Raw genomic sequence first — 21700 nt, 5'->3', positions numbered from 1 at the left:
CATTCACTGAACGGTTTCATTTCACATGCAGTCATTCGAGCTCAATCGGCACGGCAAGATCGTCTTTCCTTCGAACTTCTTCCCCGACCTCGATTTCTCAGCGTTCACCAGCGTCGAGCACCTCGACGCGGTGATCCGCCGCGATTTCGACACGAAGGCACCCTCGGTCTCGGAAATCCTCTCGCGTAGCGCTCAGGGAGTCTATAGATCCAAGTTCGAGCTCATGCGCGACATGGCTCTGAGTGGGTTCTGGGCCAATCGGTTTGCGCTCACCATGTTCGACAAGACGCCGACGCGGTGGGCCGATGTCCCCCGTAACCGCGACGATCTCTACATGCCGACTCTCACGCCGTGGCCCGAAGCAGCCGAGCGCATGGCTTCCGTCCAGGCCGCGTTCCGTGAACTGCCCGCCGCATGGAACGACTCCGCCGAAAACCTCATCTTCGCCCGCCTGTTCAACGTGTTCGGTGCCCGCCGGCACATCGCTGGGTCGCTGCCCACCGTCAAGCCGACGGTCGAGCAGCTACTCGCCGACCCGTCCAACATGACGCTCCGGATCGGCAACCACGATCCGAACTACCCGACGTACACGTACGACGAAATCCTGGACAGCAGCGAGGATGTCGCCGAACTGGAGGCCCTCGGCCGGTGGTCGATGGTGCTGCACAACCAGCACCCGTACAACCGCAACGACCTCCAGGTCGTCAAGGTCTCGGAGCTGAAGGACGACGACTACGTGGTTGTCTTCCAGCCGCGCGACCGTGAAGTCCAGCGCTTCATCACCCGTGCCACGTCCGGCAAGACGCGCAAGGGTGTGAGTTATACGAGCCCGACTCCTGTACCTCCGTCGAAGCCCTACCCGGCAATCGACGTCAGCAAGGAGTTCACGATCCGGCCGCGCATCGACGCGATCGCGGTCGCGCACGGCGACACTGTCTGCACGAACGAGGATCTCATCCGGAACACGGCGTACAACTGGTCGCCGATGACCGCTGATTCCGTCGCCGAGAAGACCGGAATCGAACAGCGCCGCTATACTTCCGGCACGTTCGAGGATCTCGCATTGTCCGCAGCGAAACAGGCCGTCGAGCATGCGAAGGTCGGTCCCGAGGACATCGGCGCGGTCATCGTGTGCACGTGCACGAGCGGACGGTTGATCCCGTCGCTCGCCACATGGATCTCCGGGGAGCTCGGGATTGCGCAGAGCCACGCGTCGTTCGATCTGATCGCTGCGTGCGCGGGCATGCCCTACGGCCTGGCCGAGGCAACACGAATCATGCAACAGGTCAAGCGACCGGTGCTGGTGGTGTGCGTCGAGAAGTTCTCCGACAAGATCGGCAATGTGCGCCCCTCACGGATGATCTTCGGTGACGGCGCAGCGGCGATCGTCGTCTCGCCCGCGGACGAGGGCGCCGACTCCGACATCGAGTACTTCAACAGCTATGCGAGTGGGCCTACGAGCGAGGTCAACTCGATCATCTGGCCCAACCCGGACTTCGACAACTCCATCACCGTCTACGGTCCCGAGGTCAAGTCGCTCGCCGGTCGCTACCTCGCGCAGATGCTCGACGAGATCAAGGAACTGCCCGCACCGGCCGGTGAGGACGGGTCGTTGCTCGACAACATCGACCTGATCGTGCCGCACCAGGCGAACAAGACGATGATCATCGAGCTCGCCGCGAACGCCGGACTGTCGGCTGATCGCCTGTATTTCAACATCGAGCAGGTCGGCAACGCGTCGTCGGCGAGCATCCCGCTCGCGATCCACGACGCCGTCCGCGACGGTGTCATCGACAGGCCGATGCGCATCTTCGCACCCGGATTCGGTGCCGGCGCAGTCGCGGGGTACACCGTCATGCACATCGATCCGCAGGTGGTAGTGCCGTTCCGTCACACGGAAGAGCACGCTGAGATCGATCCCACGCATGGGGAGCCGTCACCGTCCGACGTGGAGCTCGCGTTCCGCTAGTAGACCATTTTGTGCCGATCGTCCCGTTCGCAACGTTTTCTGCGGACGGGACGATACCCATTTCGAGGCCACATTTTTCGGATGGCCTCGAAAATGATTCGAAAGGCACAACCCATGAAGATCCGGCGTCTGACTGCCGCGACCCTGAGCGTTCTGGCTCTGACCGTCGCAGCTCCTGCCACCGCGAACGCGTTCACCCTGGTCGATCTGCTCCCCAAGGGCGTCGCCGATCTGATTCCGAGTGGTTCGTGGAACCCGTTCGCTCCTCCGGCGCCACCGGCTCCGCCCGCGCCCCCGGCGCCCCAGGCTCCGCCCGCACCCCAGCCGCCGGCGCCGGCACCGCAACAATCGGCGCCTGCTCCCGCGCCGCGGTCGGCGCCGAGCGGCGGATTCAAGAACTGCACCGAGGCGTGGAATGCCGGGGCAGCTCCTGTCTACCGTGACGATCCTGGTTACGCACCGCGCCTGGACCGTGACAACGACGGCATCGGCTGCGAGCGGGATCCCCGCTAGCAACCGCACATACGGAGGGCCCTTTCATCGGATCGATGAAAGGGCCCTCCGTATGTGCGATGTCAGAGCCAGCGCGGAGGTGTCAGTTCTCCCCCGTCGACTCCGACCGCGCCGCGGCCGGCGGCCCAGCGCACCACGGCAGGGAGCGTGCCCTGCACCTTGTGGGTGATCTCGGCGTCTTCCTTCACCACTACCGGGATGCCGCCGTCGACCTCGAGCGCGATGCCCGCGCCGAGGTCCTTCTTGCGCCACATTCCGACGATGTCGTCGAGCAGAGACTCGAGGACGACCTTGGGGAAGTCGCCGAAGCGACCACCGTTGTCGAGGTCGACGGCGTGGATCCATACCTCTCGGGTGCGCATCCACGCGGTCTCCTCAGCGGAGACGAGTCGTCCCTGTGCGGTGCGCACCTGCGCTTGCCACGCGGACTCGGGCAGATGGCGCCACTTCTCGTCGAGACGGGCAACAGTGTGCGCGAACAGGTTCCGGAGCGCCGCGGGACTCAGTGTGGCTCCCTCTGCGATCTCCTGGCCGCGCTGCTCGGTCGATGAGTACATCGGTGTCTCGACACCTGTCGCGGCCCAATCCATGAGCCGGCACAGGGCCGCGGCGTTGTACCCGATATGTGCGACGAGGTGCCGGCGAGTCCACTCTTCGAGCAGGGTGGGACCGTCGAGTTCGTCATCGGTCAGTTCCGCGAGCCGCTGCGACAGGTACGACGTACCACGTCGGGCGATCAGCAACCGCTCGGAGAGTTCGAGATCGTTGAATCCCACGTCGGGTTCTCCTACTTGATGATCGTCTTGTTCTTGACGGTGCCGAGGCCCTCGATGGTGACCTCGACCGTCTCCCCGTTCTGGATGTACCGCGCGGGCTTGCGGGCGTGGCCTACGCCGCCGGTGGTGCCCGTGATGATGACGTCGCCGGGCTGCAACGTGACGATGTGCGAGATGTAGTCGACGAGCTTGGCGGGGGTGAACACCAGGTCCTGGGTGTTCGACGACTGCATGACCTCACCCTCGAGAACGGTCTCGATCTTGGTGCCGAGCCGGTAGTCGGTGTCGAGGAACGGTCCGAAGCCGCTGGTCTTCTCGAAGGTCTTGCCCTGGTCCCACTGCAGCGTGCGGTACTGGTAGTCGCGCATCGTGTAGTCGTTGATCACCGAGTAGCCGGCGATGTAGTCGGCGGCGTCGTTCTCGGACACCTGGTAGGCCTGCTTGCCGATGACGACAGCCAGCTCCGCTTCCCAGTCGAGCTGCGCACCGGCGTACTCGGGCACGATCACGTCGTCGTAAGGTCCGGTGAGCGCTTCCTTGAACTTCGAGAACAGGGTCGGGAACTCGGGCAGGTCGCGACCCATCTCCTTGATGTGCGTCGCGTAGTTCAGACCGACGCAGACGATCTTGCCGGGGCTCGGCACCACGGGTGCGTAGTCGGCGTTCGTGAGGTCGACGATCTTGCCCGAAGCCTTATCGGCGATGGTCTTCCAGTCGGCGTTGCCGAGCAGCGCGGACAGGTCGGCGTAACCATCGATCACGGTTGCGGCCGAGTCGCTGTCGACCCTCACTGCTGCGGTGGTGCCATCGAGGCGGAGAGTGGCGAGTCGCATGAGTTTCAGGCTCCTTCGGAGATGATGGTGCGGTTGAAGTGAAGTCGTTCCACGATCGGCGCATCCGAGAACGCGAACAGGTCGACGCCGTTGTCGGTCTCGAGCGACCATTCCGTCCAGGACGGCACCACGATCATGTCGCCCTTGACGACGTCGTGGCTCTGATCGCCGAGATGGAAGCGGCCTTCGCCTTCGAAGACCTGGAACACCACGGAGCCGACGTCACGGCGTTCACGGGTGTGGGCCCCGGCCCGGAGACGGTGGAACTCGGCACGGATCGTCGGCATGACGTCGCCGCCGGTGGTGGGGTTGGTGTATCGGACCGCGGCGTGGCCCGGCTCCGGGGTCGCGGCGTAGCCCTCGTCCTCGAGTGCGAGCTGTTCATCGAGAGCGCGGTCGGTGTGGACCCAGCGGTAGCACGCGATCGGCGAGCTGGTCTTGCGGTCCAGTCCGACGAGCGGACGCAGACCGGGATGCACCCAGAGCCGCTCGGAGCGCGAAAGATCGGGGGTGCTCTCGTCGGTCACGCCGTCGGATCCGAATTCGAAGAATCCGGTGTCGGTGTAGTGCGCGAACGGAATGTCGAGTCCGTCGATCCACGCCATCGGCCGATCGGTCTCGTTGTGGTGGCCGTGGAAGTTCCACCCGGGCGTGAGCAGGAAGTCGCCGCGACGCATCGCGACCGGGTCGCCGTTGACCACGGTCCACACGCCCTCACCTTCCACGACGAAACGGAAGGCGTTCTGGGAGTGACGGTGCTCGGGGGCCGTCTCCTTCGGACCGAGGTACTGGATCGCCGCCCACAGGGTGGGAGTGACGTACGGGACGCCACCGAGTCCGGGGTTGGCCAGCGCGATCGCGCGGCGCTCGCCACCGCGGCCGACCGGCACGAGATCACCGGCGCGCTGCGCGAGCGGGTACAGCGTCGACCACTTCCACACGAACGGCACCGCCTTGGACGTCGGAGCCATCGGCATGAGGTCGCCGAGCTGCGTCCACAGAGGGTTGAGGTTCTCGGTGGCGAAGTCGTCGTAGAGCTTCCGGAGCTCGGGGTCCATGGGTTCGGTGGCGGTCATCGGTCTCCTCGTCAAACGTGCAGCACATGTCCGGCTTGCCGTCCAACGTATGTCCGGTCACTCGTTGAGCGATACAGTTTTCTTCTCTGCAGAACTCGTGACGAGCGCCGGTTCGATGCTCGCGACGTCCACCTGTATGCCGCGGACGGCAGCGTGCATCTGGTTGACCAACTGCCCACGTAGATGCGCCCGGTAGCGGGTGACGGGCACCGCGGCGGTGAGCGCCGCAATCGCGCTACCCCTGCCGTTGCGAATCGCCACACCGAGTGCAGCGACTCCTTCCTCGGTGTGCTCGACGTTGACCGCGAACCCCACCGTCCGCGCAGCCTCCAGCTCGTGGACGAACACCTCGAACTCCCCCACCGCCATCCTCCGATCGGTGTCGTACGCCGGCGAAGACCCCTGATCGATTCGGGGCTCGTCGGCCGGACGCAGGTACAACTGCTCCAGAACCGCGCGCGGCTGCTCTGCCAGGAGGATGCGCCCACCCGCTGTGAGCTCGGCCGGAAGAACCTGACCTTGCCGATCGCCCACACGCAGGATCGATTCGGTCTCCGCGGTCCACAGGAATCGCGCTTGCGACCCGATCCTGATGACGAGGTTGATCGTCTCCCCTGCCAGTGCGGCGAGCGCCTCCATGTGTGGCCGTGACAGTTCGGTGAGTTCGCGGGTCCAGCCCTGCCGCGCCGGCCCCACTCCCATCGCCGGCCCTGGGTGGTAGATCCGCTTCTCGTCCTGCACTGCGAACCCGCGGTAGACCAGCATGGCGAGCAGTCGATGTGCGGTCGACGGGGCGGTCCCGAGCTCTTCCGCAGCTTCCTTCAATCGCAGCGCACCCACATCACGCAGCATCTGGAGTAGGCGAAGCGCATTGTCGACCGACTCCAGGGCATAGGTAGGCCGCTCGATCCTGCCTGGCTTCTTCTGCATAGCAGAACTCTATTGCATGGCGGTGCTACGCACTCCCAAGGTGGAAAAATGCACAAGCCCAACGGGGTCGTCTCCTCGACAAGTGACGGCCACATCGTCCTCCCGCGCGGCAACGTCATCGCCGTCATCGTGTGCTGGATGTTCGTCGTCTTCGACGGCTACGACCTCATCGTCTACGGCAACGTCATTTCGAGCCTGCAGGACGAGTGGGGCATCAGCTCCGCGACGGCGGGCACCCTCGGGAGTCTCGCGTTCGTCGGCATGATGATCGGCGCGGTCCTCGCCGGCCGGCTGTCCGACGCGATCGGACGCAAGCAAGCGGTCATCGGATGCGTCGTCGTGCTGTCGGTATTCACCGCGCTGTGTGCGATCGCACCCGGACCCGCCGTCTTCGGCATCCTCCGCCTGATCGCCGGAATCGGCCTCGGCGGACTCGTCCCGACATCCAATGCGCTTGCAGCCGAACTCGTCCCGAACAAGTGGCGCGCAGCCGTCGCGACCATGATGATGTCGGGCGTACCGATCGGTGGCAGCATCGCCGCACTCGTCGGCATCCCCGTCATTCCCCACTGGGGTTGGCGACCGATGTTCCTGTTCGCACTCATCCCCCTCGTCGTACTCGTGCCGCTTGCCCTCAGGACCCTTCCGAGCACCACGACGAAGGCCGATCAGAAGGCCGGCGCAAGCGGTTTCACAGCACTGCTCGGCTCACAGTTCCGTCTCATCAGCATCATGTTCGCCGCCGTCACCATCGTCACCCTTCTCGCCTGGTACGGACTCGGCACCTGGCTGCCGAAGCTCATGCAGGGTGAGGGCACCGATCTCGGCAGCGCCCTCACCTTCGCACTCGCCTTGAATCTCGGTGCGGTCGCCGGATCGTTCATCACCGCCTGGGGTGGTGTGCGATACGGATCGGTACCGACCAGTGTCATCGCGGCGGCGATTGCCGGCGTCTCCCTGCTCGCCCTGTTGCTCGATCCTCCGGTCGCCGTCGTCTACCTCATCTTCGTGCTTGCCGGCGTCGGTACACACGGCACGCAGGCACTCATCATCGCCGCCGTTGCCTCGTACTACCCGGACCACCTCCGTGGTACCGCGCTCGGCTGGGCGCTCGGCGTCGGGCGTATCGGCGCGGTCGCCGCTCCGCAGGTCGGTGGCTGGCTACTGGCCGCGGGACTCGGCGCCGACTCGAACTTCATCCTGTTCGGTATCAGCGCACTGGTCTCGTCGCTCCTGCTGACCGTGATCTGGAAGAAGTTCCCCACCAGTCATGACGCGGCTCGCGTCCCGGTCATGGCCCACTGATCCGACCTAACCTCGAAAACGAAGGAGCCTCACCTCATGTCCGATCTGAAGGACGCACGGGTCCTCATAGCCGGCGGCGGCATCGGCGGCGTCGCCAATGCCCTGGCCCTCTCCCAGAAGGGCGCCCAAGTCACCCTTTTCGAGCGCGCCCCCGAATTCGGCGAGGTCGGCGCCGGCCTTCAGATCGGGCCCCACGGCAGCCGGATCCTCCAGTCACTCGGCGTCTACGACGAGGTGATCTCCAAGGGCGTTCTGCCCAAGAACCTCGTCTTCCGCGACGCCGTGACCTCCGAGATCTTGACCAAGGTCAACCTCGGGCACGACTACCAGCAGCACTACGGTGGCGTGTACTTCGTGGTCCACCGCTCCGACCTGCATTCGGTGCTCGTCGAGGCTGCCCGCAAGGCCGGCGCGGATCTTCGCGTCAGTTCGACCGTGCAGGACGTGATCACCGAGGGCGACACCGTGCGCGTCATCCTCGAGGACGGCTCCGAGCATGTCGGCGACGTCGCGCTCGGAATGGACGGCCTGCACTCGCGCCTGCGACCGAAGCTGCACGACGACAAGCCCGTCGGCTCCGGATACGTCGCGTTCCGCGGCACCTTCCCGATGAACGAGGTTCCGCTCGAGGAAGAGATCGAGGACGTCGTCGGCTACATCGGCCCGCGCTGCCACTTCATCCAGTACCCGCTGCGCAACGGCGAGATGCTCAACCAGGTGGCCGTCTTCCAGTCCCCCGCGTTCCTGCGCGGTGAGGAGAAGTGGGGCAGCCCCGAGGAATTGGCACACGCCTACGACCACTGCCACCACTCGGTCAAGGAAGCGTTGAAGTATCTGTGGACCGACCGTTGGTGGCCGATGTTCGACCGCAACCCGGTCGACAACTGGGTCGACGGCCGCATGCTCCTGCTCGGCGATGCCGCACACCCGCCGCTGCAGTACCTGGCGTCGGGCGCAGTCATGGCTCTCGAGGACGCCCGGTGCCTGGCCGACTATGCCTCCGAGGATCTTCGGGGCGACACGAAGAACTGGCCGAAGATCCTGCGCGACGTCAATGCAGAACGTGCACCGCGCTGCAACCGCATCCTCACGGTGGGCCGAATGTGGGGCGATCTGTGGCACCTCGACGGGGCGGGTCGCGAAGCGCGGAACGAGTTGTTCCGCATCCGCGACACGTCGAGCTACAAATACACCGACTGGCTGTGGGGCTACAGCTCCGACCGCACGCACTGAGCCCGCGGCTTCTACCGCTGATGACCGAATGTCACCCCGAGTCACTTGGACTGACCAAGGGTGACATTCGGTCATCAACCGGTACATCCGACGAATCGAACATGTTCGGTCCCAATGCATTTCTCTCCCCTGGACGCGAGTCCTACGACGGAATCCACGGCTCGTGGCGCGACCTGCGCAACGCACCCTCGCCCGGTGGCACATCGACGATGACGATCGCCGAGCATCTCGTCGACACGGCACTCGAACGGCTCCGCTGACGCGCTCCGGACACACGGACCCGTTCAGGCAGGCATGCTGGGAGGCGGCACTGATCCCGAACACCAAGGAGCACCCGACATGGCACGCATCGCACTCTTCGGCGGACACGGCAAGGTCGCACTGCACCTCGAACGACTGCTCGCCGACGCCGGCCACGAGACCAGTGCGTTCATTCGCAACCCGGACCACGCCGACGACGTGCGAGCTGCAGGGGGCACACCGGTGGTGGCCGACGTCGAACAACTCGACATCGCGGCGCTGACCGAACTGTTGCAGGGACATGACGCGGTGGTGTGGTCGGCGGGCGCCGGTGGCGGGAACCCGGCCCGCACCTACGCCGTGGACCGCGACGCGGCGATCTCATCGATGACAGCCGCGCAGGAGGCCGGTGTGCGCCGGTATGTGATGGTGTCGTACTTCGGGGCGAGGCCCGACCACGGTGTGCCTGAGGACAACAGCTTCTACCCCTACGCGGAGGCGAAGGCCGCCGCCGATGCGCATCTGCGCGACACCGACCTCGAATGGACGATCCTGGGGCCGAGCGCCCTCACGCTGGATCCGCCGACCGGACGAATCGAGGTCGCCGGCCAGGGCGCGCGCGACAAGGGACAGGTGTCACGCGCCGATGTCGCTGCCGTCGTCGCGGCGGTGCTCGAGCGCCCCGAAACTGCGGGCCGCATGATCGAATTCAACAACGGCGACACACCGATCGCGGAGGCGCTCGACGCGCTCGAGTAGCACTCCGTACGCCGGAAGTCGTACGGCAACCCACGAGACGGCCGAATGTCACCTTCATCCAATCGAACTGTACGAAGGTGACATTCGGCCATAGTGCAGCGGGGGTCAGACCTGCGGGGCAAGCTCCTCGACCCGCACCGGGGAGGTGTCCGAGGCAGCCGCGATGGCCTCCTCGAACTGCCGGTGGTCGACCTGCGAGCCGAGCATCAGGGCGAGACGCGTGAGGAAACCTTCACGATCGCTCTCGTCGACCTGGTCGAGCGCAGTCGACAGGCCCAGCCACACGTTCTCACGACGCTGCTCGTCCTCGGTGACCTGCTCGGCGGGACGGGCAGGCAACGCGTCGCCGGATGGAGCGGCACCGGAGCGCAACGCGTCTGCGATACCCGACAGCCCTGCAACAGGCACGCGGCACAGCAGAAGACCGTCGGGACGGATCACGAAAGTGTCGCCGGCCTTCGCGCCGAGCGCGTCGGCCAGGTCGGCGGCGTCGAGTACGGTCACGCCATCCACCTCGGCACTGCCGACTGCGAGTGCGCGGACGCTCTCGGGCGACAGCGCTGTTGCGAGTTCGGTCGTGGCCGCGGCGAGCGCGGCGCTGCCCGCCTCGTCGAGCCCGAAGCCGAGCACCGCGAAACCGGTGCCGCGAGCGATGTTGAGCGAGGTGTCGGCCCCGCCGATACGCACGCGGCGGTCTTCGACCGGATCACCCGGCAGCACACCTTCGGTCCCCGGAGCCACCGACCACGTCAGCGGCGACAGTCGCGCGTGGGTGGCACTGGACTGACGCGGATTGATCAGGTGACCGAACTCGGGGCGACCGACCGCAAGCGCGAGGACTGCGTCGCGCGTGGTGCGGTATCCGTGGCTGCCCGGGCTCATGATGAGGGTGGACTTGCCTGCGTTGGCCACATTCTGCTCCCACGCGTTGTGGCGCTCGGACGAGTACGCCTGAAGCAGGGCGGCGTCGGCGTTGCCATGGATCACGGCCGCGAGCTGCCACGCGAGGGTCTCAGCGTCCTCCATGCCGGAGTTCAGGCCGCGCACACCGAAGATCGGAACGAGATGTGCTGCGTCCCCGGCGAACAGGATCCGGTCGTGGGCGAACTCGTCGAGGGCGAGTGCGCGGGCACTGTAGAAGCCCTTCCACTCGAGGGTCCACGGCAGGTCGTTCTGCAGCCAGTCGAGGTGCTTGGCGATGCGAGCCCGGATGGCGTCTTCCTGGGTCTCGATCTCGGCATCCTCGGACGGGTCGAGTTGGTAGTCGATGCGCCAGATGTCGCCGGGCTGCTTGTGCATGATGATCGTCGAACCGGGGTTGCTCGGCGGGTCGAACCACACCATGCGCTCGGCGGGCAGAGCCGATTCCCAGTGGATGTCGGCGATGACGTAGCGGCCTTCGTAGCTGGTGCCCTGCAGGCGCAGGCCTGCGAGTTCACGCATGCGGCTGCGACCGCCGTCGGCCGCGACGACGTACCGGGCGCGCAGATGGCGCTTGCCGTCGGCGGTGTCGACTTCGAGGGTGACTTCGTCATCACCGCGAAGAATGCCCGCGATCGATGCCTGCCAGTACAGGGTGATGAGCGGATTCTGCTCGATGGTGTCGACCATGATCTGTTCGAACTCCGACTGGGAGACGTTGATCATGGGCGGACGCACGTCGAAGTCTCGCTGCGGCATCTGGAAGTGCAGGACCTGCTGGTCGCGGTAGAAGCTACGGCCGCCGGCCCACGGAAGCACGATCTTGTCGAGTTCGGCACCGAAGCCGAGACGCGCAGCGGCTTCGAGGCTGTGTCGGGAGATGCAGATCGCGCGGCTACCGAAGGACACCTGGTCGGCGGCTTCGATAATTGTGACGGGGATACCGCGCTGTGCGAGTCCGAGTGCGGTGGCCATGCCGACCGGTCCGGCACCCACGACGACGACGGGGAGCGTCTCGTCGGACGGCATCATCGACTCGAACGTCGATGCGGGGTACTTGGGAGGCTGGTAGTAGGTCGACATGGGTCAGACACCTTCCTGCGAGGGGGACTGTGCCTGCTCGGTGCCGGTGCCTGCGGAGGGCACACGCAGGAGCAGGATGCTCATGAGGCTGACCAGGGCGATCAGCACGAAGTAGCCGGTGATGGACATCGAGGTGCCGGTCGCGGCGAACAGCGAGGTCGCGATCATCGGGGCGAGACCGCCGCCGAGGATGGCACCGACCTGGTAGCCGAGGGACGCACCGCTGTAGCGGATCTTGGCGGGGAACAGTTCCGCGAACAGCGCTGACTGGGGTCCGGCGCAGCAGCCGAGGGTGAAACCCAGTGCGATCATGGACAGCAACATCACCGGCAGGATCGCGGTGTCCATCAGTGGGAAGAACAGGGCTGCGGCGACGACGAGCGCGGCCGATGCCTTGATGTAGATGGTGCGGCGGCCGACGAGGTCGGAACGCCAGGCGCTGTAGGCCATGCCGGCCATCCAGAACGGGCAGGATGCGATGAGCAGTGCCAGCATCGCGGTCTTGCTGTAGCCGAGTTCGGTTTCGCCGTACTTGAGCACGTAGACCATGTAGGCGTACGCGATGCCGTTGGTGGCGATGAACGTGCCACCGGCCAGGAGCACGGTCTTCCAGTGCTTGGTGAGCACCTCGAGGATCGGCATCTTCTCTTCGACCTCGGCGGGAGCTTCCTTGGCCGCCTTGAATTCGGCGCTCTCCTCGAGCCCGAGACGAATCCACATGGCCACGATGACGAGGACCGCCGACATGAGGAACGGCACGCGCCAGCCCCACGAGTTGAAGGCGTCTTCGCTGAGGAGCGCGGTCAACGGAAGGTAGACGAGGTTCGCGATCAGCACACCTGCGGGCACACCCAGCTGGGGCGCCGCTCCGTACAGGCCACGTTTGCCTGCGGGGGCGTTCTCGGTCGCGACGAGCACTGCACCGCCCCATTCACCGCCAACGCCGAGGCCCTGGATGAAGCGCAGAGCAACGAGGAGGATCGGAGCAGCCACGCCGATGGCGGCGTAGTTCGGCAGCAGGCCGATGGCCACAGTCGCGAAGCCCATGAGGAGCAGCGACGTAACGAGCATCGACTTGCGGCCGATCTTGTCACCGAAGTGACCCATCACCACGCCGCCGATGGGGCGGGCGATGAAGCCGACGGCGAGCGTCGCGAACGCTGCGAGGGTGCCCGCGACATCCGACGAACCCGGGAAGAACTGAGGTCCTAGGACCAGCGCCGCTGCGGTGCCGTAGATGAAGAAGTCGTACCACTCGATGGCGGTGCCGACGAAGCTGCCGAGCGCGGCTTTGCGCGCCGCTTTTGCCGACGTCTGAGGCGTCGAGTCAAGAACGGTCATGAGTACGGGTGCCCTTCGGCGAAGTGAACTGGAACGGATCCGATTAACGAGCGTTCGGACGCGGTACAGCCATCATGAGGGCGGTCACATTCATTTGAAAAGCGGATAAAGTCGGGGATCTATCCCCGAAAAACCGTCATTGGGCGCATTCGTGCAGCTCATGACGCGCTTGCACCTTGACGGGCTGCGACCACGAAGTGAACAAAAGTTTGCGCCACCCGACTGGGAAGCGCATCTTTCCGCCACGCGAGCACGACATCGACAGGATCCGGTTTCGGCTCCGCGAAGGGTCGTACCGCGATCGGAAGGCCCTCGTAGGTCACGTCCAGGGAGGGACGCTGAAGCAACAGCGACCACCCCAATCCCCGACCCACGAACGCGCGGCACGTCTCGTAGTTCTGGGTTCGGTATGCGACCACCGGCGAGAAACCTGCCTCGGCGCACACACTCACCGCGTGACCCGAACTCGGCGGCGCGTCGAGCATCACCATCGGTTCGTGGGCGAGATCCGTCAGCCGCACCGGAGCCCCCGACAGCGCCGCCGGGTGGTCGGCGGGCAGCAGCAACATCGGCTCCATGGAGTCGAGGACGGCGGACTCCAGCCCGGGCTCGAGGTCGAGGTCGTACATGAACGCCACGTCGAGGTCACGCGAGTCGAGCTGCGCCCGCAGCCGGTTCTGTGTGTCCTCCCGGAAGTCGACACGCGCTCGCGGGTGAGCCTCGGTGAACCCGGTGATCAACGACGGCAGCAGCGTAGGCCCGAGTGACGGATAGCAGCCGACCGCGACCGGTCCCGCTACGGAGCCCGCCTCGGAATGGGCGTCGTTTTCGAGTTCCGCGGCGAAATGCAACACCGTCTTGGCTCGCTCGAGGACTGCGTGCCCGGTCGGAGTGAGGCGCACTCCGCGCGCTCGCTGACGTACGAGCAACTTAACGTCGAGCGCTCGTTCGAGATCGTTGACGGCGGCGGACACCGCCGAATGCGACATGCGGAGCGCGTCCGCAGCTGCGGTGATGGTTCCCCAATCGGCAACGGCGACGAACGCCGCCAGCTGGCGGATCGTGTAGGCGGGAACATCCTCGGAACGGGCCATACGCTCACGTTAGATCGACTACGTCACGACCCGATCGGCAATGTCGGATCGCACCACCGACGGCACGCTCGCGGCGAACTTCTTCAGATACGCGAGGATCCATTCACGCTGCGAGGCCAGGAACGGAAAATCCGAGCCCACCATGTGCCGGACGGCGAGCATCGGCAGTGGGGCGTCGAGCGCCCGGAAGGCGCTGTTCCGCAGCCCGGAGACCGTGCACCCCGGGTAGAACTGGCCGAGCATCAACCCCGCCAGCACGAAGTCCGACTTTCGCTCGTTCTGCACGAGCTCGATCACGTCGTAGTCGGTGACGTCGGGGAACACCGCAACGAGCGACCTGAGCGCCGCGTCCGGTCCGGCGACAGGCGAGAAGTGCGGAAAGAGCTCGGCGAGGTCGTCGGCGATGTCCCGAATGCGCTGCGCGTCGACGGCGCCCGGGACGAAGACCGCGTAGAACAGTCCCCGTCCTATCGACGGCGCGGCGAACGGGCAGACCGGCCCGCTCCGCCCCAGATCGTCGTGCGGGCTGCACAGGAAATCGACCGCCCAGCGACGTAACTCCCCGGTACGGGGATGTTCGTCGTCGCGAACGTCGTCGAATACGCTCACCGGCTCGATGCCGGATCGGCGGCCACGGAGAACACTGGTCTGGTCGGTCATCGCTGGCCCTTCCTGAGATGGTCCAACAGGACCGGGGTGATCTGATCGAGCGCCCGCGTGCCGGTCATGTCCCGGTGTGTGACGTCGAGGTGGTGGGTCTCGATGACCCCGTCGATGTGGGGTCGCCAGACCGCGACGGGGTCGGGCATCCGAACGGCCAGGGCATCGGCGGATTCGAAGAACACGAGGTCGGTGACGAGCGGACCGGCCGGGCGGTGCGCGGTGGCGAGGGCCACCGTGTGCGCAAAACCACGGTGCAGGGCCTCGCGCCGAGCCGCGTCGGCAGTCCCGGCGGGAACCACCGCCTCGACTTCGGAGTCGACGATCTCGGCGGTGGGCGCGGGGGACGCCGCGTCCGGCAGGTGGGTGTCGAGCATCGTGAGCGTCGCAACGAGTTCTCCCCCTGCCGTGAGCTGCGCCGCGATCTCGTGGGCGATCTGCCCACCTACCGAGTAGCCGAGCAGGTGGTACGGGCCGTGCGGTTGCACCGTTCGGATGCTCTCGACGTGGACGGCCGCGAGCTCCGCGAGCGTGCCGGTGACGTACCCCGGACGGGTCAGCAGCGGCGACTGCAGCCCGTACACGGGCCGGTCGTCGATGCGTCGTGCGAGTCCCGCGAAGCACCAGGCGGTGCCCACTGCGGGATGGACACAGAACAGCGGCTCGCCCGCCCCGCTCGCACGCAACGGCAGCACTGCGTCGAACGAGTCGTCGTCCGTCTGCGAGTCGGCGACGCGCCGCGCCAGAGAACCCGCGGTGGAATGCGTGAAGAGCCACTGCACCGGCACGGGGCGTCCGAACGACTCCGACAGTGACGCCACCACGGCCGTCGCACCGAGCGACGTGCCGCCGAGGGCGAAATAGTCGTCGTCGATCCCGACTCGCGGGGTGCCGAGGTCGGCTGCGAAAGCGGTGACCACGATGCGCTCCGCGGCATCGCGTGGCGCCCGATACACGCGGCGACCCGCGTTCGAGTCGGGAGTCGGCAATGCCGCCCGGTCCAGTTTGCCGTTGGGAGTGACGGGGAGCGTATCGAGCACGGTGAGAGTCGCGGGCACCATGTGAGGGGCGAGGCGGGCTTGGGCATGAACGCGGACGTCATCGGCAACGAGGTGCCCGCCGGGAACTGCGACGACATATCCATCGAGTCGGTCGCGGCGAACGGAGACCACCGCCCGGGCCACCCCAGGGGCATCGTTCAGCACCGATTCGATCTCGCCGGGTTCGATACGGAATCCGCGGACCTTGACTTGCAGGTCACTTCGGCCGACGTAGTCGAGGGTGAGTTCGCCGTCGACCGAACGGCGCCACCGCACGAGGTCGCCTGTGCGGTACATCCGCTCCCCCGGTTCGCCGCAGGGATCGGCAACGAACCGGGACGCCGTTCCTGCGCGTCGGTTGCGGTAACCGCGTGCCACAGCTGGGCCGCTCACGTACAACTCCCCCACCACGCCGGTGGGGACGGGTCGAAGCCGATGATCGAGGACGAGTTCGGTGATTCCGCGGATGGGACCACCCAGTTCGACGAGACCATCCACGACGAGGGGTGAACCCGCGTTGGTCTGGATCGTGCTCTCGGCCGGACCGTAGGTGTTGATCATGTCGCGTCCCCGTGCCCACTGGGCCACGAGTTCGGGCGGGCACACTTCTCCCCCGACGACGACCGTGCCCAGATCCTCGAGTCCGGTGGGGTCGACGGTCGCGAGCACCGACGGTGTCAATGCGACATGCGTGACCCGTTCTCGGGCAAGTAGATCGGTGAGTTCGGTGCCGCCGTAGACGGTGGGAGATGCGACGACAAGGCATCCGCCCGACCCGAACGCCCAGAGTTGCTCGAGGATCGCCGCGTCGAAACTCGGGGAGGCGAAGTGCAGGATTCGCGATCCCGGCCCGAGTGCGAACCGCGCGCACTGCTCCTCGACGAACCCCGCAAGACCCATGTGGGTGACCACGACACCTTTGGGAGTTCCTGTCGATCCCGAGGTGTAGACGACGTAGGCCGCGTGCTGGGGGCGCAGCGGTGCACGACGGTCGGAATCGGCGATCGCCCGGTCGGAACAGGATGCGATCGCGTCACTTTCGGCGAGGTCGTCGAGCAGCACCCATCGTCGGGGCGGCAGGTCCCCGTGTACGTTCTCGACGGTGACGCCGATCGTCACGTCGGAATCCTCGATCATGTGCGCGATCCGCGCGGCCGGGTACTTCGGATCGACCGCAACGAAGGCAGCGCCGGTCTTCGCGACCGCCCACAGCGCCAGCACCGACCGGGCCGAGCGTGTCAACGCGACGGCAACTACAGTTTCGGGACCGGCTCCGAGTTCGATCAGTCTGCGCGCCAGACGATTCGAACGCGAGTCGAGGTCGAGATAGGTGAGGTGGTCGTCGCCACATACCACCGCGACGTCGTCGCCCCCGATGGTCGCACCACGCTCCAGCAGTCGAGGGAGGGTGAGCGCGGGTTCCCTCGGGCCGCCCGAGACCGGTACGAGATCGGCGCGTTCGGCCGAGTCCAGGATGTCGATCGCGCCGACCTCCCGGCCGGGCCGAGTGACGACCGCGTCCAGGACTCGCGTGAACTCCGCGGCGAATCGCTGCACTGTCGGCTCGTCGAAAATATCGGTGGCGTACCCGAACTCGGCTGTCATCGCACCTCCGTCCCGCGGTTCCTCCACCGCGAGGTAGAGATCGCATTTGGCAACCGGCGGCGCCGCGTCGACAGTGTCGATCAGGAGGCCGGGCAGTTCGACGCGTGTGGGTGAAATATTTCGGAACTCGAGTAGCACCTGGAACAGCGGGGTGTACGAGGTCGATCGTGCGGGATCGACGGCCTTCACGACCTGGTCGAACGGCACGTCCGCGTGGTCGAAGGCATCGAGGTCTCGGTCGCGGGTGCGGTCGAGCAGTTCGTGGAACGACGCAGACGCATCGATGTCGGAGCGGAGCACGACGGTGTTGACGAACATCCCGACCATGTCATCGAGTTCGGCCGCGCCCCGGCCGGCCACGGGAGTGCCGACAGCCGATGTCGTCGCCCCGGTGAGGCGTTCGAGCAGGACCGCGAATGCCGCATGCATCACCATGAACAACGTCGTGTCGTGCGCGCGGGCCAGGCGGGCAGCACCCGAGGCCAGTGCAGCGGGAATCTCGAACGGCACCGTACGGCCGTGGTGGGTGCGCAGCGCGGGGCGGGGCCTGTCGACGGGAAGGTCGAGGAGTTCGGGGACGCCTTCGAATGTCTCCCGCCAGAAGTCGAGCTGCCGCGACACTGAGGATTGTGGATCGGTGGCGTCGCCGAGTCGTCCGAGTTGCCGCAGCGCGTGGTCGGTGTAGCGCGTGGGCAGCGGGGCCCACTCGGGGCTGTGCCCGTGCGCCCGGGAGGTGTAGGCGAGCATCGTGTCGCGAGCGAGGGGCAGCGTCGACGCACCGTCGGCCGCGATGTGGTGCACGACCAACACCACCACGTGCTCGGCTGCTCCGGTCTGCAGCAGCGCAACGCGCACCGGAATTTCGCGGCTCACGTCGAACCCCTCGGACGCGAGTTCGCGGAGTGCGTCGAGCATGCCGTCTTCACCGGGTACGGGCACGGGTGTGAAATCGAACGCCGCGTGGTCGAGAACCTCCTGGTAGGGGCCGGAATCCGACACCGGGTAGCGGGTGCGCAGCGGTTCGTGTCGCGCGACGACGTCCGCGAAGGCCGCGTTCAGTGCGTCGAGATCGAGCTCACCGGTCACGCGCAACGCGATGGGAACGTTGTACACGGGCGACGCGGTGTCGACCTGGTTGACGATCCACATGCGCTGCTGAGCCGGTGCGAGCGGGATTCGCTCGGGGCGGGGCACGGCCGAGGCGGTCTCGGTGTCAGGCACAGCGGTGTCAGGCACAACGGTGTCTGCGCGGGCTGCGAGTTCTGCGACAACCGGTGCGTCGAACAGGTCGCGGACCCCGAACCGGACACCGAGCGCGGCATCGATCCGGGCGACCGCGCGGGTCGCGCTCAGCGAATTACCCCCGAGGTCGAAGAAATGGTCGTGACGACCCACCTGCACCAGACCGAGGACCTCGGCGAACACCTCCGCGACCGCGCGTTCGGTGCTTCCCACCGGTGCGACGAACTCGGTGGTCCCGATACCGAACACCGGTTCCGGGAGGGCGTCGCGGTCGAGTTTCCCGACGGGGGTGACCGGAAGCGCGTCGAGCAGAACGATCGCGGCAGGCACCAGATGCGCCGGCACGCAGCCGCGCAGGTACGCGGTGAGCTCACGAACGTCGGGCTCACCCGAGGTCGGAACGACGTACGAGACCGGAACGACATCACCGGAAGGATCGGGACGCCCCACCGTCACGGCCGCGGCAACGCCGGGATGGCGGAGCAGCGCTGCGTCGATCTCACCGAGTTCGACCCGAATACCCCGGATCTTGATCTGGAAGTCGGAGCGGCCCACGTAGTCGAGCACGAGCGTGTCGTCGGGCAGTCGCCGCCAGCGCACCACGTCGCCGGTCCGGTACATGCGTGCGCCGTGGGGTGCTGCGACGAACCGTGTCGCGGTGAGCGCCTCGCGGTTGCGGTAGCAGCGTGCGAGCGCCGGACCCGCCACGTAGAGTTCCCCGGCAACCCCGACGGGGACAGGTTGCAGGTGGTCGTCCAGGACGGTTTCGGTGGATCCGCGGACCGGTCCGCCGATCGTCACGGGCGCATCGGCAACGAGTGTCGCGGCGTTCGACATGACGGTCGATTCCGTGGGTCCGTAGCCGTTGATCAGAGTGCGGCCGGGGGCCAGGCGTTCGACGAGTTCGTCCGGGCAGGCTTCGCCCGCCACGGCCAGCGTGTGCAGGGAGCTCGGGAGTCGCGGCACCGTCGACAACACCGTCGGTGTGAGCACGGCGTGCGTGACATTGTGTCGATGCAGAATCTCTCCGAGTTCGTCGCCGCCCATCACGGTAGGTGGCACCACAACCAGCCGCGCCGCGCTCCCTGTCGCCCAAAGGATTTCGAACACGGATGCATCGAAGCTCGGAGAGGCGCAGTGCAGGACACGGGCGTCGAGGCGCCCGCCGAAGCGGTCGCGCTGCTCGGCGACCAGGTCCGCGATGCCACGATGGGTGACGGTGACGCCCTTGGGAATCCCGGTCGAGCCGGATGTGTAGATCTGGTACGCCGCTCCGTCGGAGTGCACCGCCACAGGTGCGGACGCAGTGAGTTCCGTGGTGGGTAGGCCGTCCCGGAGTTCGAGCCATCGAACCCCGTCCGGCAGCGACGCGCGGAACTCCGGTGTCGTCAGGCCCACCGCCACAGCCGAATCGGTGAGCATGTGTTCGATCCGTTCGGTGGGGTACGAGGGGTCGACGGGCACGAACGCTGCGCCGCTCTTGACCACCGACCACACTGCCACCACCGATTCGATCGATCGAGCGATCGCGACGGCCACGACCGTCTCCGGCCCTGCCCCCGAAACTCGAAGTGCGTGGGCGATCCGGTCCGAGGCAGCGTCGAGTTCGGCATAGGTGATCGTGCGGTCCTCGCACTGCACCGCGACACCCAGCGGATTCGCGGCGACGGCGGACGCGAGGACCTCGGGCATCGTCATGCCGGGCTCCCCCGCTGCGCCGCGGACAGCACCGGGCACGTCGATCGCCCCGATGCCGGTCAGCGGCGTATCCGACGACGCGGACACGAACGCACCGATGAGCTCGACGAGCCGCGCATGGTGCGCTTCCACTTCGGCGTCGGTGTAGCGGCCGGGGTTGGCGCGGACCTCGACGATCGTCTGCGGCGGATGGCCGGAGCGATAGATATTGACCATGATGTCCGGCACCGGCCCCGCGGTGAGGATGTGGAAGTCGGCCACTGCGGGCCCGAATCGCCATTCCCGGTCGAAGAGCATCACATTGACGACAGGCGACGAGATCCTGCGGGCAGCGGCGTCCGCGCCCAGCTCTCGAAGGATGTCCTCGACGTTTCCTCGCTGGTGCCGCAGCGCGCCGGTGAGTTCGAGCCGGATCCGGCCGACGAGAGTGCCCACGGTGTCATCCGCGCGAACCGACGCGAGCACGGGGACGACGTTGGCGAGCATGCCTCCGGACCGTCGCAACACCGCGGTGGTGCGCGCGGACACCGGGATGTCGACCAGCACTTCCTTTCGCCCCGTGGTACGCGCGAGGTGGCACGCGAATGCCGCGACGATCCGCGCGGCAGCGTCGGATCCGGACGCACCCAGCCGATCGGCCGTCTCCTCGGTGAGCGCTGCACGGACGACCCTGCTGCGGACCGAGGGCGCTGCAACCTTGTCGGTGAGCGTGACTGCGGCCGAACGCGTATGGAGGCGCTCCGCCCAGTGGGCGCGGTCCTGCTGGTGCCGGCTGGAGGCGTGGTACTCATTGTCGATCTGTTGCAGGGTGCGCAGGTCAGCGGCGCGATTCATCGGGGCTTCGCGGTTTTCGATCGCAGCGGTGTACAACTCGGCGACCCGATCGACCATGGTCGCGGCGCCATGCCCGTCGAGCGCGATGTGGTGGATGCGGGTGTACCAGAAGTACCGATCGTCCGCGACCTGAAGCAGAGCGGCTTCGGCGAGCGGACCTTCGTTCAGATCGATTCCGGCAGTGTGGTTCTGGTCCATCCACTTGTGTGCGGCCGCTGCCGGGTCGGGCGCCGCACGAAAATCGTGCACGTCCGATTCGGCATCGGGAGGCGGTGCGACCACCTGATGGGGCTCGCCGTCGATCTCGACAACGCGGAGGAACACCGATTGGAACTCGTGCGCGGCGACGAGCGAGACCCGCCGGAACACCTCGACGTCGAGCGACCCACGGATGTCGACGTACTGTGCGATGCAGATCGGCACCTGGGGCGCAAGCTGTTGAGCGAACCACAGCCCACGCTGGGCGGGCGACAACGGAAATGGTTCGTGGACAACGGCAGTGGCGAGAGCCATGAAATCACACCCAGGGTAGCGGCGAGGCGGCGTCC

Annotated in this window: 15 protein-coding genes; 6 read left to right on the top strand and 9 right to left on the bottom strand. The window is 66.5% G+C overall.

The window, feature by feature from the left end:
* Positions 1–25 precede the first annotated feature (25 nt).
* Positions 26–1969, top strand: coding sequence for a ketoacyl-ACP synthase III (locus tag MWU77_RS04125; RefSeq protein WP_247273001.1), 1944 nt, complete (start codon positions 26–28; stop codon positions 1967–1969).
* A gap of 114 nt (positions 1970–2083) precedes the next feature.
* Positions 2084–2482 (top strand): excalibur calcium-binding domain-containing protein, encoded by a 399-nt coding sequence (locus MWU77_RS04120; protein ID WP_247273000.1) that lies wholly within the window; start codon positions 2084–2086, stop codon positions 2480–2482.
* Between the two features lie 62 nt (positions 2483–2544).
* On the opposite strand, the gene MWU77_RS04115 is transcribed toward MWU77_RS04120, so the two are convergent.
* The 4 genes from MWU77_RS04115 to MWU77_RS04100 are packed head-to-tail and all read right to left on the bottom strand — an operon-like array spanning position 2545 to position 6097.
* Positions 2545–3258 carry a maleylpyruvate isomerase family mycothiol-dependent enzyme gene (locus MWU77_RS04115; RefSeq protein WP_247272999.1) on the bottom strand — a complete coding sequence of 238 codons (714 nt, stop codon included), beginning with the start codon at positions 3256–3258 and terminating at the stop codon, positions 2545–2547.
* Between the two features lie 11 nt (positions 3259–3269).
* Complete coding sequence (locus MWU77_RS04110) at positions 3270–4091, bottom strand: fumarylacetoacetate hydrolase family protein (protein WP_054720174.1); 822 nt, start codon at positions 4089–4091, stop codon at positions 3270–3272.
* Positions 4092–4096: 5 nt separating this feature from the next.
* Entirely contained in the window at positions 4097–5167 is a 1071-nt protein-coding gene (locus MWU77_RS04105; RefSeq protein WP_247272998.1) for a cupin domain-containing protein, read from the bottom strand.
* A gap of 57 nt (positions 5168–5224) precedes the next feature.
* A complete protein-coding gene (locus MWU77_RS04100; RefSeq protein WP_247272997.1) occupies positions 5225–6097 on the bottom strand; it encodes an IclR family transcriptional regulator in 873 nt (290 codons plus the stop codon).
* 48 nt (positions 6098–6145) lie between these two features.
* Here MWU77_RS04100 and MWU77_RS04095 point away from each other — a divergent pair, with 48 nt between their 5' ends.
* From MWU77_RS04095 to MWU77_RS04080, 4 genes are all read left to right on the top strand, one after another.
* Positions 6146–7402: an aromatic acid/H+ symport family MFS transporter gene (locus MWU77_RS04095; protein ID WP_132471336.1), complete on the top strand. Its 1257-nt coding sequence runs from the start codon at positions 6146–6148 to the stop codon at positions 7400–7402.
* Positions 7403–7438: 36 nt separating this feature from the next.
* On the top strand, positions 7439–8635 hold the full coding sequence (locus MWU77_RS04090) for an FAD-dependent monooxygenase (protein WP_247272996.1): 1197 nt from the start codon (positions 7439–7441) through the stop codon (positions 8633–8635).
* A gap of 101 nt (positions 8636–8736) precedes the next feature.
* The gene (locus MWU77_RS04085) at positions 8737–8895 is read left to right on the top strand and encodes a hypothetical protein (RefSeq protein ID WP_199233180.1); all 159 of its coding nucleotides are present in this window, start codon (positions 8737–8739) and stop codon (positions 8893–8895) included.
* 79 nt (positions 8896–8974) lie between these two features.
* A complete protein-coding gene (locus MWU77_RS04080) occupies positions 8975–9634 on the top strand; it encodes an SDR family oxidoreductase (protein WP_247272995.1) in 660 nt (219 codons plus the stop codon).
* 105 nt (positions 9635–9739) lie between these two features.
* Here MWU77_RS04080 and MWU77_RS04075 read toward each other — a convergent pair whose 3' ends face one another.
* From MWU77_RS04075 to MWU77_RS04055, 5 genes are all read right to left on the bottom strand, one after another.
* Positions 9740–11638 carry an FAD-dependent oxidoreductase gene (locus MWU77_RS04075; RefSeq protein ID WP_247272994.1) on the bottom strand — a complete coding sequence of 633 codons (1899 nt, stop codon included), beginning with the start codon at positions 11636–11638 and terminating at the stop codon, positions 9740–9742.
* Between the two features lie 3 nt (positions 11639–11641).
* Complete coding sequence (locus MWU77_RS04070) at positions 11642–12979, bottom strand: MFS transporter (protein ID WP_169687544.1); 1338 nt, start codon at positions 12977–12979, stop codon at positions 11642–11644.
* Between the two features lie 158 nt (positions 12980–13137).
* Positions 13138–14073, bottom strand: coding sequence for a LysR family transcriptional regulator (locus MWU77_RS04065; protein ID WP_169687545.1), 936 nt, complete (start codon positions 14071–14073; stop codon positions 13138–13140).
* A gap of 18 nt (positions 14074–14091) precedes the next feature.
* Complete coding sequence (locus MWU77_RS04060) at positions 14092–14733, bottom strand: DUF6875 domain-containing protein (RefSeq protein ID WP_169687546.1); 642 nt, start codon at positions 14731–14733, stop codon at positions 14092–14094.
* Positions 14730–21665, bottom strand: coding sequence for a non-ribosomal peptide synthetase (locus MWU77_RS04055; protein ID WP_247272993.1), 6936 nt, complete (start codon positions 21663–21665; stop codon positions 14730–14732). The genes MWU77_RS04060 and MWU77_RS04055 overlap by 4 nt, the downstream gene beginning before the upstream one ends.
* Between the last annotated feature and the right edge of the window lie 35 nt (positions 21666–21700).

Origin of the sequence: Rhodococcus sp. F64268, from assembly GCF_023015605.1 — a bacterium.
Classification (GTDB): Bacteria; Actinomycetota; Actinomycetes; order Mycobacteriales; family Mycobacteriaceae; genus Rhodococcus.
Note: the sequence above shows the minus strand (reverse complement) of the source record. Positions and strands in the feature narration are given on the sequence as shown.